The 15,691-nt window shown below is 39.6% G+C and carries 12 protein-coding genes and 1 tRNA gene; 6 read left to right on the top strand and 7 right to left on the bottom strand.

Translation table 11 applies throughout. The features are described 5' to 3' along the window. Positions 1-64: 64 nt before the first annotated feature. The 3 genes from nrdB to H5058_RS08455 all read left to right on the top strand — a co-directional run bounded on the left by nrdB (position 65) and on the right by H5058_RS08455 (position 4,109). Entirely contained in the window at positions 65-1,195 is a 1,131-nt protein-coding gene (gene nrdB, locus H5058_RS08465) for a class Ia ribonucleoside-diphosphate reductase subunit beta (protein ID WP_182677658.1), read from the top strand. After that, positions 1,195-1,464: a class I ribonucleotide reductase maintenance protein YfaE gene (yfaE, locus tag H5058_RS08460; RefSeq protein WP_011328096.1), complete on the top strand. Its 270-nt coding sequence runs from the start codon at positions 1,195-1,197 to the stop codon at positions 1,462-1,464. The genes nrdB and yfaE overlap by 1 nt, the downstream gene beginning before the upstream one ends. 278 nt (positions 1,465-1,742) lie before the next feature. Beyond that, positions 1,743-4,109, top strand: coding sequence for a TonB-dependent receptor domain-containing protein (locus H5058_RS08455; RefSeq protein WP_182677656.1), 2,367 nt, complete (start codon positions 1,743-1,745; stop codon positions 4,107-4,109). Between the two features lie 239 nt (positions 4,110-4,348). Here H5058_RS08455 and H5058_RS08450 read toward each other — a convergent pair whose 3' ends face one another. From H5058_RS08450 to H5058_RS08425, 6 genes are all read right to left on the bottom strand, one after another. Beyond that, a complete protein-coding gene (locus tag H5058_RS08450; protein ID WP_011328094.1) occupies positions 4,349-4,969 on the bottom strand; it encodes an FKBP-type peptidyl-prolyl cis-trans isomerase in 621 nt (206 codons plus the stop codon). Positions 4,970-5,038: 69 nt separating this feature from the next. Then, on the bottom strand, positions 5,039-5,425 hold the full coding sequence (locus H5058_RS08445) for a hypothetical protein (protein ID WP_182677654.1): 387 nt from the start codon (positions 5,423-5,425) through the stop codon (positions 5,039-5,041). 50 nt (positions 5,426-5,475) lie between these two features. Beyond that, positions 5,476-5,566: transfer RNA gene (locus H5058_RS08440), tRNA-Ser, on the bottom strand. 154 nt (positions 5,567-5,720) lie between these two features. Beyond that, positions 5,721-6,098 (bottom strand): hypothetical protein, encoded by a 378-nt coding sequence (locus tag H5058_RS08435; RefSeq protein WP_011328092.1) that lies wholly within the window; start codon positions 6,096-6,098, stop codon positions 5,721-5,723. A gap of 324 nt (positions 6,099-6,422) precedes the next feature. Continuing rightward, on the bottom strand, positions 6,423-6,971 hold the full coding sequence (locus H5058_RS08430; RefSeq protein ID WP_182677652.1) for an NAD(P)H nitroreductase: 549 nt from the start codon (positions 6,969-6,971) through the stop codon (positions 6,423-6,425). A gap of 220 nt (positions 6,972-7,191) precedes the next feature. Then, complete coding sequence (locus tag H5058_RS08425; RefSeq protein ID WP_182677650.1) at positions 7,192-9,153, bottom strand: FAD-dependent oxidoreductase; 1,962 nt, start codon at positions 9,151-9,153, stop codon at positions 7,192-7,194. A 316-nt stretch (positions 9,154-9,469) separates the two neighbouring features. Between H5058_RS08425 and sppA the strand changes: the two genes are divergently transcribed. Then, positions 9,470-11,335, top strand: a complete 1,866-nt coding sequence (gene sppA / locus H5058_RS08420; protein WP_182677648.1) for a signal peptide peptidase SppA — start codon at positions 9,470-9,472, stop codon at positions 11,333-11,335. A gap of 72 nt (positions 11,336-11,407) precedes the next feature. Further along, positions 11,408-12,418, top strand: a complete 1,011-nt coding sequence (gene ansA / locus H5058_RS08415; protein ID WP_011328088.1) for an asparaginase — start codon at positions 11,408-11,410, stop codon at positions 12,416-12,418. A gap of 84 nt (positions 12,419-12,502) precedes the next feature. On the opposite strand, the gene gndA is transcribed toward ansA, so the two are convergent. Further along, positions 12,503-13,876: an NADP-dependent phosphogluconate dehydrogenase gene (gene gndA / locus H5058_RS08410; RefSeq protein WP_182677646.1), complete on the bottom strand. Its 1,374-nt coding sequence runs from the start codon at positions 13,874-13,876 to the stop codon at positions 12,503-12,505. A gap of 337 nt (positions 13,877-14,213) precedes the next feature. On the opposite strand from gndA, the gene pyk reads away from it, so the two are divergent. Beyond that, positions 14,214-15,650, top strand: coding sequence for a pyruvate kinase (gene pyk, locus H5058_RS08405; RefSeq protein WP_011328086.1), 1,437 nt, complete (start codon positions 14,214-14,216; stop codon positions 15,648-15,650). The last annotated feature ends 41 nt before the right edge of the window (positions 15,651-15,691 follow it).

Here is a 15,691-nt window from a genome sequence, read left to right as displayed (position 1 = left end):
TTGAGTTTTTATTTTAAGCGGGCACTAAGCCCGCTTTATTCTGATAGTTTTTTGAGTGATAAACATGTCTTATACTACCTTTAGTCGTAAACATAATAACCAAATGGAAGAGCCAATGTTTTTTGGCCAAACCGTTAACGTATCTCGTTATGATCAACAAAAATACCCTATTTTTGAAAAACTAATTGAAAAGCAGCTTTCGTTTTTTTGGCGCCCAGAAGAAGTAGACGTAAGCAAAGACCGCTTAGACTTTCAAGCATTACCTGATCATGAAAAGCATATATTTTTAAGTAACTTAAAATATCAAACATTGCTTGATAGCGTACAAGGGCGTTCACCAAACGTGGCCCTACTACCTATTGTATCGCTACCAGAGTTAGAAACATGGATAGAAACGTGGGCGTTTAGTGAAACGATTCATAGCCGCTCGTACACGCATATTATTCGTAATGTTACCCAAGCACCTGAACTTATTTTTGATGACATAGTTAGCAATGATAAAATTAGTGAACGTGCCGATGCGGTAACAAAATACTACGATGATTTAATTAACTCAGTGTCGCTTTACAATTTATACGGTGAAGGCAAACACGAGATTAACGGTAAATCTGTTGTTGTTAATTTATTTGAGCTGAAAAAGAAACTTTACCTGGCAATGATGTCGGTAAATATTTTAGAAGCGATTCGTTTTTATGTCAGCTTTGCCTGCTCGTTTGCGTTTGCTGAGCGTGAATTGATGGAAGGTAACGCTAAAATAATCAAGCTTATTGCCCGCGATGAAGCGCTACATTTATCTGGCACTCAGCATATTTTAAATATTATGCAAGACGGTAAAGACGATCCAGAAATGGCGATTGTTGCCGCGCAGTGCCGCGACGAAGCAGTTAAAATGTTTGTGGACGCTGCAGAGCAAGAAAAAGAATGGGCCGAGTACTTATTCAAAGATGGCTCAATGATTGGCTTAAATAAACACATTTTATGTCAGTACGTTGAATACATTACCAACGCTCGAATGACAGCCATTGGTTTTCCTGCACAGTTTAAAAACAACAGTAATCCCATCCCATGGATAAACTCTTGGTTGGTGTCAGATAACGTGCAAGTAGCACCACAAGAAGCTGAAATTAGCTCCTACCTTGTTGGTCAAATAGACTCGCAAGTTGATGCCTCTGAATTTGGTGACTTTGATTTATAATGACTGATCGACCTACTGCAAGCATTACGCTTGCAGATAACAGCCAGTGCATAGAATTTAGCACTGGCTGCCCTTCTGTTTTACACTGCCTAGAATCTCAACAGATAGAAGTGGCCTTTCAATGCCGCGAAGGCTATTGCGGTGCCTGCAGAGCGACTTTAGTGTCAGGTAAAGTTGATTATAATGAAGAGCCTCTAGCGTTTGTACGCGACGGCGAAATACTGTTGTGCTGCTGCAAACCTAATGGCGACATACATATTAAACTTTAACTTCAACTTCATTTAAACCAAACAGTCTAAAAATCACTCTCTAATCAGTTTTAAGTACTTTTAAACCACTTAGTTTAAAGTACTTTTTAGCCCTTTATAAAAAGCATATTCATAAACTAAATTAATTAACCTTTATAAATTGTTAACAATCAGAGCCTTGCAGATTTCCCTGCTAATTAATTACTAAAACCGATAAAGTTATACTATAACATCATTGAACCATCGCTTTTGTAGTGTTATATTATATCACAACATAACAACCACGAACTCAAAGACTCATGACTAAGCTAACATTAATCTCCTCTGCAATTTTTTCTGTTTTATGCTCTCACTCTGCACTTGCTGCCACTGTTAATGGCAAAGTAACAGATGAAAAAAATCAACCTATTGAAAACGCTACTATTCATGTACACGGTAAATCTCAAAGCGTTAAAACTAACAAGCTTGGCGAGTTTGCCATTGAGCTTGATGCGAGCGGCCAGCTGCATATTAGCAAAGATAACTATAGCGATTCACGCATTACGGTAACCGAGTCATCAAACAATATTGCAATTGCTTTAAAGCCAACCTCTATTGAAACTGTAGTTGTGTTTGCATCGGCCTTGCACAAAAGTAGCTTAGAAATGATTTCTCCGGTAAATGTACTCTCTGGTGATGAGCTAAGAAACAAGTCAAAGCCAACGCTTGGCGAAACCCTAAAAGGCTTACCGGGAGTTAACGCGAGTTATTTTGGCCCTGTTTCATCAAGCCCAATTATTCGTGGCTTAGATGGCCCTCGGGTTAAAATTATGCAAAATGGCTTAGACAGCAGTGATGCATCGCGTATTGGCCCTGATCATGCTACTTCTAGCGACAGCTTAGCTGCTGAACAAATAGAAGTACTACGTGGCCCAAGTACCCTACTGTATGGCTCTGGTGCTATTGGTGGTGTGGTAAACGTAGTTGATAACCGCATTCCTACGAGTAATATAGATGAATTAACCGGTGCAGTAGAATACAGTCACGATTCGGTATCCAACGCGAATACCTACGCTGCAAAGTTAGAGACGGGTTATAATAATTTTAACTTTCATTTTGATGGCACTAAACGCAGCGGCGATGACTATCAAACACCACGATTTAACCAGCTTCACGAAGATGGTGATGTTGAAAGTAAAGATTCTGTAGAAAACACCTTTATCGACAGTGAAACCGTTAACTTTGGTACTAGCTACGTAGGTGAGCATTTAACGGTTGGGTTTTCTTACGGTAAAATAAAAACGGATTATGGTATTCCAGGTCATGAGCATGATCACGGACATGAACACGATCATGCAGCCGACGGCGATGCCCATAGTGATGAAGCACATGAAGAAACACCTGTTTTTGCCCAGTTAGAGCAAGATCGCTGGCAAGGTCTATTAAGCTATGCGCTACATAATAATTGGATTGAAACCATTAATTTGCGCTTAGGCTATACAGATTACTTACACAGTGAAATTGAAAATGGTGAAATAGGCACTACATTTAAAAACAAAACCACTGAAGCACGCTTAAACATAGAACATAAATTAGCTGATTGGCACGGCATGGTGGGTTATCACTACAGTGATTCTGATTATGATGCCAACGGCGAAGAAGCATTTACGCCAGCCAGTGTAACGACCACTAATGCTTTATATTTATTAGAAGAACGTGAGTTTGGTGATGTAACTATTGAGTTAGGTGCGCGAGTTGAAGACTATAAAATAAAAAGCCAAATAGCAACGCATCAGCATAGCCATGATGACACGCAAACAAGCAATGCTGAAGTACTTGACTACACTAAAAGCTTTACTAACCTTAGCGCTTCAATGGGTGCTATTTGGCAATATACCCCTGGATATAGTATGGCAATGAGTCTTTCACACTCAGAACGTGCCCCGCTCTCTGCAGAGCTATTATCTAATGGCTTACACATTGCAACTGGTACCTATGAGCTTGGCCTAGGCTATCATATTGAAGACGGTGAAGCGCATTTTGAACCCGAGAATATCAAACAAGAAACCTCAACCAATATTGATTTAGGTTTTAGACGCTTTAGCGGTGACTTTGGTTACTCTGTAAACTTTTTTTATAATGATATTAAAAACTTTTACTTTCAAGAAAATACTGGCTTAGTATTTGATGAAGAACATGGTTTAGAAGCGGCTGATAACGGCCACGACCATGGTGTGGCGGTGTATCAGTTTACCAGTAAAGACGCCGAGCTGTATGGCTTAGAGTTTGATGCGCATTATAAAGTTAACGCAAGCACCTTGGTTAAAGTATTTGGTGACTCTACGCGAGCAAAACTCAAGCAAGACGATGAAAACTTACCTCGTATCCCTGCTAATAAATTAGGCTCTGAGTTGCAATACAACTTAGGTAATTGGCAATTCGCATTAACCGGTACCCATTATTTTTCACAAAGCGATATTACCGCCTATGAGACTAAAACCGATGGTTATACTTTATTTGATGCACAAGCTAACTATCAGCTAGATTTAGGTAACCTTGATACACAACTGTATATCAACGTTGATAATATTACTGATGAGCTTGGCTTTGTACATAGCTCATTTATTAAAGACACCGCCCCATTACCAGGTAGAAACTTCCGCTTTGGTATTCGCGGCTACTTTTAACAATATACTTTAATTACCGCTAATCATTAATAAGCCCCTTGCTATGCTGGGGCATATTTATTGCTTGCTAAAGTGCAGTGTTTTATATCCTCTTTATACATATCTCACTTTAAATACTTTTCACAAAAAGAAAAGAAGAAGCATAAATGAGCAGATAAAAAGTTAAATATACCGGTAAGACACAAAAAAACCGCATTCAATTTAATGAATGCGGTTTTTTATTTATTGCTTAAGAATACTTAAGCAATAATTTCGTGTAACTCAACATCAAATACTAGTGTTGAGTAAGGTGCGATTGCAGCACCGGCACCACGTTCACCATAAGCAAGGTCATGAGGAACGTAAAGACGCCATTTAGTACCCGCTGGCATCATTTGTAATGCTTCAGTCCAGCCTTTGATCACGCCACCTACTGGGAATTCAGCAGGTTGACCGCGCTCGTATGAGCTATCAAAAACAGTACCGTTAATTAATGTACCGTGGTAATCAACACGTACTGTAGACTCAGCTGTTGGCTTGTCGCCTTCACCTGTAGTAATTACTTCGTATTGAAGACCTGATTCAGTCACTGTGATTTCAGGACGTTTTGCATTTTCTTCTAGAAATGCAATGCCTTCAGCAGCAAGTACTTGTGATTCTTGCTCGCGACGAGCTTGAATTTCTTCATTGATTTTTTCAAAAGCAGCTTGGATCTCAGGGATCTCAACTTGAAAAGCGCTACCTGCGTACGCATCTTTCATGCCTTCAAACACTGAATTTAGGTTTAAGCCTTCAAAAGGATTAGACTTAAGTTGCTCACCCATTTGTAAGCCAATACCGTAACTTGCTTTTTCAGCATCTGTAGTAAAATTATCTGACATAATGTGTTTTTCACGTTTTGTTAGTTAAAAGACGCGACTATGCTATCACAAAATAAACCCGCTTTGGGGCTAGTTTTTGCTGTGTTTTACTTTAATTAGGCCAACAATATAGGTACTCACTGGTAAACTGCATAAAATTCCAGCAAGTAGCGCTAAAGTGAGTAATCCACTAGCACCAAATAATAAAAATGGAATTACCACAAGTCCAACTAAACCTATAAATACTGAGCTAATAACTGGCCAAAATTTATCGTATTTAGTAATTAAATGAGCCACTAAAATATTAAAACCGAGGGCATAAACAAAGGCGGTAATAACAGGGTTATTTGGTTGCGCATCAAGTGCCATTTTGACTAATAAACTTATTGCACTTTGATAACAATAAGCAAACACAATCCATAATAAAATGTGTTTAATTAATTGCTGTGAGGTTGAAAGGTTAGTTGATTTTGACATACAAGTTCCACAAAGCAAAAAACCGCCAATAAGGCGGTTTTTTTAAATAATGGTGGAGAGATAGGGATTTGAACCCTAGATGGGCTATAAACCCATGCCGGTTTTCAAGACCGGTGCATTCGACCACTCTGCCATCTCTCCGCACGGCGCGAATAATAGGGGTAAATGACAAACTTGTAAAGGCTTAAAAGCATAAAATCGTTAAAAATAATTTCATGCTTAAAATTAAAGCAATCTATTAAAATACCAACGGTTATTAATTTAGCGACTGCTAAATTTAACAAAGGAGTTTATTTTAGTAATATTGCTTTGGCCTGCGTGCAATCCAAGAACAAAGCAAACACACAAATAAACTTAAAGTTAAAAATGTTGCACTTTGAAATATTAAATCAAATCGATTTAAATCATCACTAGGCACTACTACAACCAAAAATGCAGGCAATACGGTGAGTAATAACACATAACAACATATTTTAAATGCACGACCAAAGTCATACCGTTTAGATTGTTGCATCCACCAGGTTAAAACAACTAACACCCCCATTGATGAGGCAACAATAAAATGTGCTTTACTGGTACTCATTGCAACATAAAGGGTTATAAAAGCACCTATGGCACCCCAAAAAGACCAAGCTAGCCAACTTTCTTTTTCACGTAAAAATAAATTTCCCATTAATTTCGTCTTCTTTATCTTTGTTTTTATTAAGACTTTCCATACTTTATCAAAAAACAATCGATTAAAAAACAAACTGCAGAAGGAGTTTTATAGATTACGCATCCTAGCACTTCTCACAGCTAAACTACTTAACCTGAACTCTGGTTAAGGTATTTACTAACACATTTAATAATAATGATATTTAAACTTATTTTCTCTAGCGTTGAAAATAGCTGCTAGAGATAGATTTATTATCAAAAGTTCTGGTTACTTACACATCTACTTTAACATACAAGCGTTAATGGTGTATGAGTATAAGTAGGGCAAAAAGTTCATCTTATTTTATAAGTAGCTGAAAAAATCAACAGCTTTATGACGAGGCGACTTTTTACACTCAACAGCCGGTGTGCCTAAATACAAATAGCCCACTATTTCGTCTTGCTCATTTAATTTTAATGCCTGTTTAACTGTAGGGCTTTGCGCAAAAAAACCAGTTCGCCAAATACCACTAAGCCCTTGTGCAAAAGCCGCTTGCTGCATAGCAAATACGCTACACCCTGCGCTTTGTATTTGCTCAATTCGCGGGACTTTTGGGTGTTCTTGATACTTTGCTATAGCAATAATAATCATAGGCGCGCGCAACGGGTGCTCTTTTGTGCGCTCAATCATTTTTTCGGCTTGTTGCTCTGCAATTGCACTTTGCTGAAAAATGTCGCCTAATTTATGGCGCGCATCACCCTCTACAACAATAAATTGCCAAGGTGCAATACAACCATGGTCGGGAACACGTAGCGCGGCTTGCTGGATCACCGCGAGTTGTTCTTCATTTGGGCCTGGCTCTGTTAATTTGGCGTCAGATTGACGGGTCAATAATAATTCAATCGCGTTCATAACCATCTCTCAAAATAAAAGCTAGCATAGCATTGATTTAACATAGAAAAATAAAGCGCTGTAATATCAGTGCTTATTTTAGCGAGAATAATAGATAAACAGCCTAAGCTGTATATTAACAGGCGGGATAAACTTATACCCCGCCTAAATAGCGGGGTATAGTATGCAGTAGCCAATTGGTTATAACAAGTTAGACTAGCCTATTGGCTAAGCCAAAATGTTATATTTCTCTGGCAATTTGCAGCGCTTCATAAATAGCACGTTTAGCATCAATTGCAGTGGCAAGCTTAGCGCCCCCAATAACATGCACTTTGGCGTTGTCGCTTTGCTTTGCCAATACTTCATTATTAGAAACCTGACCAATACAGGCAATCACAGTATCTACAGCTAATACTTGCTTATCTCCTGCAACTGTAATGGTTAAACCATTTTTATCAAAACTATGATACTGACAATCAGCAATTTGTTTAACGCTATGTTGCTTAGCTACTTGGCGATGGATCCAGCCTGTTGTTTTACCCAAATCACTACCAAAGCGCCCTGCACTGCGTTTTAGCATGTACAGTTGGCGATCATCTTTATGGGGTTTAGGTTCGCACTCAATACCCCACTGGCTTTTAAAGTCACTAATACTTTGCGACTTTTGCTCGCTTAAAAAAGCCACCATATCAAACCCGATTCCACCGGCCCCTAATATAGCAATTGACTTACCTAACTCTACTTCACCACGAATAACTTCATCGTAGGCAAATACGCGTTTACCATCACTGCATTCAATACTTGCCTCACGCGGCCTTACCCCTGTGGCAAATACAATGTCATCATAGTGTGCAAGCATGCTGTCGTTGTATGCTTTACCTAACTCAACCGTTACGTTTAAACGTTCAAGCTCATTAGTGTAATACGCTAAGGTATGATTAAAGTCTTCTTTTCCAGGTATTTGCATGGCTAAATTGAATTGCCCACCCATTTGCATTTTTTGATCTATCAGCGTTACCGTATGGCCTTTTTCTGCCAAATAACAACTTGATGATAAACCCGCAGGCCCTGCACCAACTACTAATACCTTTTTAGCTTTAGTCGTTTTTTCTAGTGGGTAGTCGAGTTCAAAAGCCGCTTGTGGGTTAACTAAACAAGTAGCACGTTTGCCTTTAAATACGTGATCCAGACACCCTTGGTTACACCCTATACAAATATTAATATGCTTTGATAACTGATTATTATATTTATTAAAAAACTCCGGATCAGCCAGTAATGGCCGCGCCATCGAAATTAAGTCGGCATCGCCTGCGTTTAGTATTTCGTTAGCTATTTCTGGGGTGTTAATACGGTTTACCGCGATAACGGGTACTTTAATTACATCTTTTAAGCGTTTTGATGCTTCTTTAAACGCCCCAGGCGGAACCATACTTGCAATTGTAGGAACTCGCGCTTCGTGCCACCCTATTCCTGTATTAAAAATATCAACACCCGCTTTTTCAAGTTCAAGCGCTTGAATAGTTACTTCTTCAGGGGTAGAACCATTAGGAATTAAATCCATTACCGACAGTCTAAAAATAATTAAAAACTGCTCCGATACCTTAGCCCTAACCGCTTTAACTATTTCAACGGCTAAACGCATTCTATTTTCTAAACTGCCACCAAATTCATCATCTCGTTTATTCGTATGCGGTGCCATAAACTCATTAATTAAATACCCTTCAGAGCCCATTACTTCTACGCCATCGTAGCCTGCTTTTTCAGCCATGTAGGCTGAATGTGCAAAGTCTTTAATAGTTTTTTTAATTGAGCTTAACGACATTGCCTTTGGCTTATAAGGACTTATAGGTGCTTTAATTGCGCTCGGAGCTTGATTAAAAGGGTGATACGCATAACGCCCGGCATGAAGTAGTTGCAAACATATTTTACCACCATGCTTGTGTACTGCATTGGTGTAAGCACGATGTTTAAAAACATCGTAATAGCTATTAAAGGATGACGAAATAGGCGTTAATTTACCGCGTAAATTTGGGCTATAGCCCCCGGTAATTAACATGGCAGTACCACCTTTAGCACGTGCTTCGTAAAAAGCACGTAGGCGTTTGCGGTTATGCCAACCTTCTTCAAGACCGGTGTGCATTGAGCCCATTACTAAGCGGTTACGTAATTGTGTGTGTTTTAATTGTAATTGTTGTTCTAACATCCTGTGCCCCATTAACTGGTCTAACCTGTGTGCATTGATCAATTCTGCTTTAATACCGACCAATAAGCAATATCTGAACTTAGTATTTTAATAAACTGTTGCACATTAGGCTAACAATACCCATTTTTCGGCTATTACAAGCCTACTTTTTTAATTTCAAAAAGTGCAACTGAAGTTTATATTGATAAAAATGTGAATAGCAACAGTGGCATAATTAGCTTTATAAATACTTCGTTACGATTTAGCAGTTAAATTTATTTATATTCTGAGCTAAGATGCTTGTAATGTATTAGTTGTACCAAATTAAGGATCTATTTTGATTGCAAAAGTATTTAAAGGTATTTGGACTGGGATAAATTTTTCTCGTCGTTTAATACTCAACATTTTATTTTTATTACTGGTTATTGTTTTTATTGTGTCTCTTTCAAGTGACGGCGATAAAATAATTGTAGAAAATGGCTCAGTACTTAGACTAAACCTTAACGGCCCTATTGTTGAAGAAAAAACCTATATAGATCCTATTGAAGCAGCAATTAGTGATGCTACTTCAAACGCTGAATCACCGGGTGAAATTTTACTCGATGATATAGTTGAGGTTATTAACGAAGCCGCAAAAGACGACCGCATCAGCGTAATACTGTTAGATTTACAAGAAATGCCAAAAGCGCATTTAAATAAATTAAAACAAATTACCAAGGCACTTGAAGCATTTAAACAAACGGGTAAAAAGGTTATTGCCTCTGGTTATTACTACACTCAAGCTCAATACTACATTGCAGCACATGCAGATGAAGTCGCTATGCACCCTTATGGCAGTGTAGCAATTGAAGGCTTTGGTATGTACCCACTGTACTTTAAAGAAGCACTTGAAAAGTTAAAAGTAACGCAGCATATATTCCGTGTTGGTACGTTTAAATCGGCAGTTGAGCCGTTTATTCGCAATGACATGTCGGATGCAGCTAAAGAAGCTAACCGCGTATGGTTAACAGCACTTTGGAATGAATACAAACAAGATGTTGCTGCAGTACGTCCTTTTGATGAATCAAACTTTGACGAAACTATGGATGTATTTTTAGCAAAAATGACAGCTGCAAATGGCGACGCGGGTCAATATGCGCTAGATAATCAATGGGTCGACACATTAAAAACCAATCAACAAGTTCGCCAACAGTTAATTGATTTAGTTGGCGCTGATGAAAAAGGCAAAACTTTTAAACAAGTTTCATTTCGTCAATATTTAAGCCTAGTTAAGCCCCCTGTTGTATTTGATAACCCAATGACAGAAAAAGTCGCGGTAGTTGTTGCTAGAGGTACAATTGTAGATGGTGAGCGCAAAGCCGGCGAAATTGGCGGCGACTCTACAGCTGCACTACTGCGTAATGCACGTTTAGATGACAAAGTTAAAGCCGTAGTACTGCGCATTGATTCGGGTGGCGGCAGTATGTTTGCCTCTGAAGTTATTCGCGCTGAGGTGTTAGCACTTAAAGCAGCAGGTAAACCTGTTATTGCTTCAATGAGCTCTGTTGCGGCTTCTGGCGGTTATTGGATTGCTTCAGCAGCGAATGAAATTTGGGCTGCGCCAAGCACAATTACCGGCTCTATTGGCGTATTTGGCACCTTTATGACCTTTGAAAACACCTTATCTAACCTTGGTGTTTACTCGGATGGCGTGGCAACAACCGACATGGCTGGGTTTTCTATTACTCGCCCGCTTGATGACAAAATGGCGCAAGTAATTCAAATGAGTGTTGAGGAGGCCTACGGACGCTTTTTAGATGTGGTTGCAGATGCACGTAACATGACACCTGAGCAAGTTGATAATATTGCGCAAGGCCGTGTATGGATCGCAGCAAAAGCACAAGAGCTAGGCTTAATCGATAAACTAGGTGATAAGCAAGACGCAATTAAAGCGGCAGCAGCACTTGCTAAACTAAATCATTACGATATTAAAACGATTAAACAAAGCTTGAGCCCGCAACAAAAAATGATTCAAGATATTTTAGGTAATGCGTCGGTTAAATCTATGCTTGGCAGTAACAACGCAACAACCTCGGTGCTTGCAACGCAAGCTAACTTACAAAGTGTGGTTAAGCGTTTAAGTAGTGAAATAGATAACCTTAAAGATTATAACGATCCACAAGGTGTTTATGCGCGCTGTTTAGCTTGCTCTGTAGCACAATAAAAGTGCATCTGCCTTTATAAGCAGTTGTATTTAAAGTTATACTAAGCCCAGTTATTTTACTGGGCTTTTTTTATGAAACGTAAACGCATTTACATCGCTTACACTGGCGGTACAATTGGGATGAAAAAATCGAGTCGCGGCTATATTCCTGCAGAAGGGTTCTTAACTCAGACTGTGGTCAATAATGCAGAATTTAACCGTGAAGAAATGCCACTTTTTGATATTCACGAGTATTGCCCTTTAATTGATTCCTCTGATATGACGCCTGCTCACTGGCAGTTAATAGCAGATGATATAAAAAACAAATATCAAGACTATGATGGCTTTGTTGTCCTCCACGGCACCGACACTATGGCGTATACCGCCGCCGCCTTATCTTTTATGTTTGAAAACTTAACTAAGCCTGTAATCGTTACCGGCTCACAAATTCCCTTGTCGCAATTGCGCTCAGACGGGCAAGTGAATTTACTCAATGCTATGTACTTAGCAGCAAACTACCCTATTGCTGAAGTAAGCTTATTTTTTAATAATCAGTTGTTTCGTGGTAATCGAGCCACTAAAGCCCATGCCGATGGATTTGATGCATTTGCCTCACCAAACCTTGAACCTTTAGCGCTTTCAGGTATTAATATTCAACTTATAAAAGGCCAATTAAGCCCCTATGTTGAAAACGATTTACAAGTAACCCCCATTACTACGCAGCCTATTGGTGTGCTGCATTTATATCCGGGCATTAGTACCGAGGTTGTGAAAAGCTTAGTAAACGGTAGCATTAAAGCATTGGTATTATTAAGTTTTGGCGTAGGCAATGCACCACAAGATCCTGAATTTTTAACTATTTTAGAGCAAGCCAGCAAGCGCGGCGTTATTATTATAAATTTAACCCAATGCATAAAAGGTCATGTAAATATGGGCGGCTATGCAACGGGTAACGCGCTCCTTAATATAGGTGTGATCAGTGGTTACGATATGACATTAGAGGCTTGCTTAACTAAGCTGCATTACTTATTAAGTCAAAACCTTGAAGTAGAGACAATTCGCCACTTAATGCAAGACAATTTACGCGGTGAGTTAACCCGTTAATTTAGCGGACTTAAAATTAAAAAAGCACGCTAAATTTAGCGTGCTTTTTTTGTCGTTTTAATAATTAACCTGAACTCTGGTTGATTAACGTACTTTCGCGTCAATCCCAACTAGGTCTGTTAAATGACACACTTCACCTGTATGGGTTTTAACCCCATGCTCACCAAAGTAATCACGCTGGGCTTGTACTAAATGCCCATTACTTGGAGTGGTTAATGTAGCAAAGTAAGTTTGCGATGAGCTAAGCACCGGAAACGCTAAGCCTGTCATCATTGCTTGGCCTGTTATTTTACGCAGTGCAAATACTTCTTTATCAAGGGTGTCAATAAATTCAACGCCTTGTGCAACACTATCTAAATAATCAGCACGAATAATACAACCCGCACGCCATGTTTGCAGTGTTTTAGACAAATCTACTTTCCACTGATGCGTACGCGACGCGCCTTTAATTAAAGCCAAACCTTGGCGATAAGCAAGTAAGCTCGCTAAGGTAAATGCATCTTTAAGCTCAACTAAGTCAATTTCAACTTTAGTGGTTGCTCTATCGGCGTAAGTCATCTCTTGTGCAGCAGTTGTGTCATAAACATTCGTTAAATGACGTGCTTGTACTGCAGCTACTAAAGACGGTACTGCAATACCAAGCTCTAATGCATTTTGCGCAGTCCATAAACCTGTGCCTTTAGCGCCCACTTTATTATCAATTAAGTCCACAAGTGGTACATTATTTTGATTTTCAAGTGACAATATGTGGCTAGAAATAGACAATAAGTAGCTGTTTAAATGCTCTTGCGACCATTCGTCAAAAATTTCTGCTACTTCTTTAGGTGAACGCCCAGTGCCATGACGCAGCAATTGATACACTTCAGCAATAAGTTGCATTAGCGCATATTCAATGCCGTTATGAACCATTTTTACAAAGTGACCACTGGCTGATTGGCCCACACGAGCGAAACACGATTCACCCTTATAACTTGCAGCAACCTTTGTAAACCATGGCTCGACACGCTCCCAACCACCTTCAGATCCACTTGCCATCATTGCAGGACCATGACGAGCACCTTCTGCGCCGCCTGAAATCCCCATAGTGGCAAACTCAAATTTATTTTGGTATTTAAGCTTGCGGTTAATACCGTCTTTATAATTACTGTTACCACAGTCAACTATAATATCGCTGCACTGTACGCCTGCTTCTATGAGCTCACTGCATACAGCATCAACCAACTCGCCCGCAGGAACAAGCAACAAAATAGAACGCGGTGCTTCTAAACGTCTAACCATGTCTCCTAAATCAGAAACAATGTGCAGCTTATCAGCTAAACCTTCTGACTTAGCGCAGCTCAATAACTCTTCACCCGCATGGGGGTTTTTGTCATAAGCGACCAGCGTTATGCCCTTTTCAATTAAGTTTAGGGCAAGGTTTTTCCCCATAACGCCTAACCCTACTAATGCAACTTGCATTTAGTGCCCTCCTCGGTAACAACTAATTGGTTAGTTAATTTAAATAAATACTTTGGCACGTGTATTATATCATGAGCAAAAAAATATACTTTTATCACAATGTAATTATATCAAACAACAGCGGACTCAGGGGGAGAAATAGTCGCTAGATTAAAAATTTATAGATCATTGACGCCCCCTGACACCGGTGTCATAATGATCGCACATTCATTTTGTATATAATAGTGGCAATACAATAAAAATTGCCCATAACTAAAACTTTACCTGCTAATGGTAACTGCTTTATAAAACAAAATAACCGTCAATCTGCTTAAAATTAAGCATACAGGAGAATTAAATGCTAAGACGCACAAAAATAGTCGCGACACTAGGGCCTGCTACTGATAGAGATAACAACTTAGAAAAAATTATTTGCGCAGGTGCAAATGTCGTACGTTTAAACTTCTCGCACGGTGTGGCACAAGATCATAAAGACCGCGCCCAAGCGGTACGCGAAATTGCTAAACGCTTAGGTAAACATATTGCTATTCTTGCTGACTTACAAGGCCCTAAAATTCGTGTTTCTACCTTTAAAGAAGGTAAAGTAACCCTAGCTGTTGGTGCCAAATTTACCCTTGATGCAAAAATGGAGTTAGGCGAAGGCGATATTAACGCTGTTGGTATAGATTACAAAGAACTACCTAACGATGTAAGCGCTAATGATTTACTGCTGTTAAACGATGGCCTTATTCAGCTACGCGTTAACGAAGTTGTTGGCCACTTAGTACATTGTACTGTAACTGTTGGCGGTGTTTTATCTAACAATAAAGGGATTAACCGTTTAGGCGGCGGCTTAACTGCGCCGGCATTTACAGAAAAAGACAAAGAAGACCTACTTACAGCTGCAGAAATTGACGTTGACTATATAGCCGTTTCATTCCCACGCAGTGGCGATGATATGCGCTACGTACGCTCACTGGCTGAAGCCGCAGGTTCAAAAGCGCAGTTATTGGCAAAAATTGAACGTGCAGAAGCCGTTGAAACACAAGAAGCCGTTGATGATATTATTCTTGCGTCTGATGCGGTGATGGTTGCCCGCGGTGATTTAGGTGTTGAAATTGGTGATGCCGCGCTAATGGGCAAGCAAAAACTCATTATTCGCCGTGCGCGCTCATTAAACCGTACCGTTATTACTGCGACGCAAATGATGGAGTCGATGATCGACAATCCAATGCCAACACGTGCTGAAGTAATGGATGTTGCCAACGCAGTGCTTGATGGTACTGATGCCGTAATGCTTTCGGCTGAAACAGCCGCGGGGGATTATCCTGAAGAAACCGTTGCAACTATGGCGCGAGTTTGTTTAGGTGCTGAGTCGCAAAAAGAAACGCATGTTTCTAAACATCGTTTAGACAGTCGTTTTTCAAGTAATGCAGAATCTATCGCCCTTTCGGCTATGTATGCAGCAAACCACTTAGATTCAGTAAAAGCAATTGTTACCTTAACTGAATCAGGTAGTACGGCTAAGTTAATGTCGCGTATTAGCTCAGGTTTACCTATTTACTCGTTATCTCGCCATGCCAGTACACTAGGACAAACTGCGCTATACCGTGGTGTTTATCCAGTATTTTTTGATTCTACTAAAACTGAAAAAGACGGCATGGTTAAAGCGGCACTTGCAACACTTGTTGAACAAGGTGCTTTAGAGTCTGGTGATACAGTTATTATTACTCACGGCGACTCTATGGAAACTGTGGGCGCAACTAACACCATGAAAATTGTTACTGTAAGCTAATATTTAATACAGTAACTTAAATACAAAAAGCGAGCTAAGCT

The sequence above is a fragment of the Pseudoalteromonas sp. SR45-4 genome (genome assembly GCF_014163535.1).
GTDB lineage: Bacteria > Pseudomonadota > Gammaproteobacteria > Enterobacterales > Alteromonadaceae > Pseudoalteromonas > Pseudoalteromonas nigrifaciens.
This window is presented reverse-complemented; position numbering and strand designations above follow the sequence as displayed.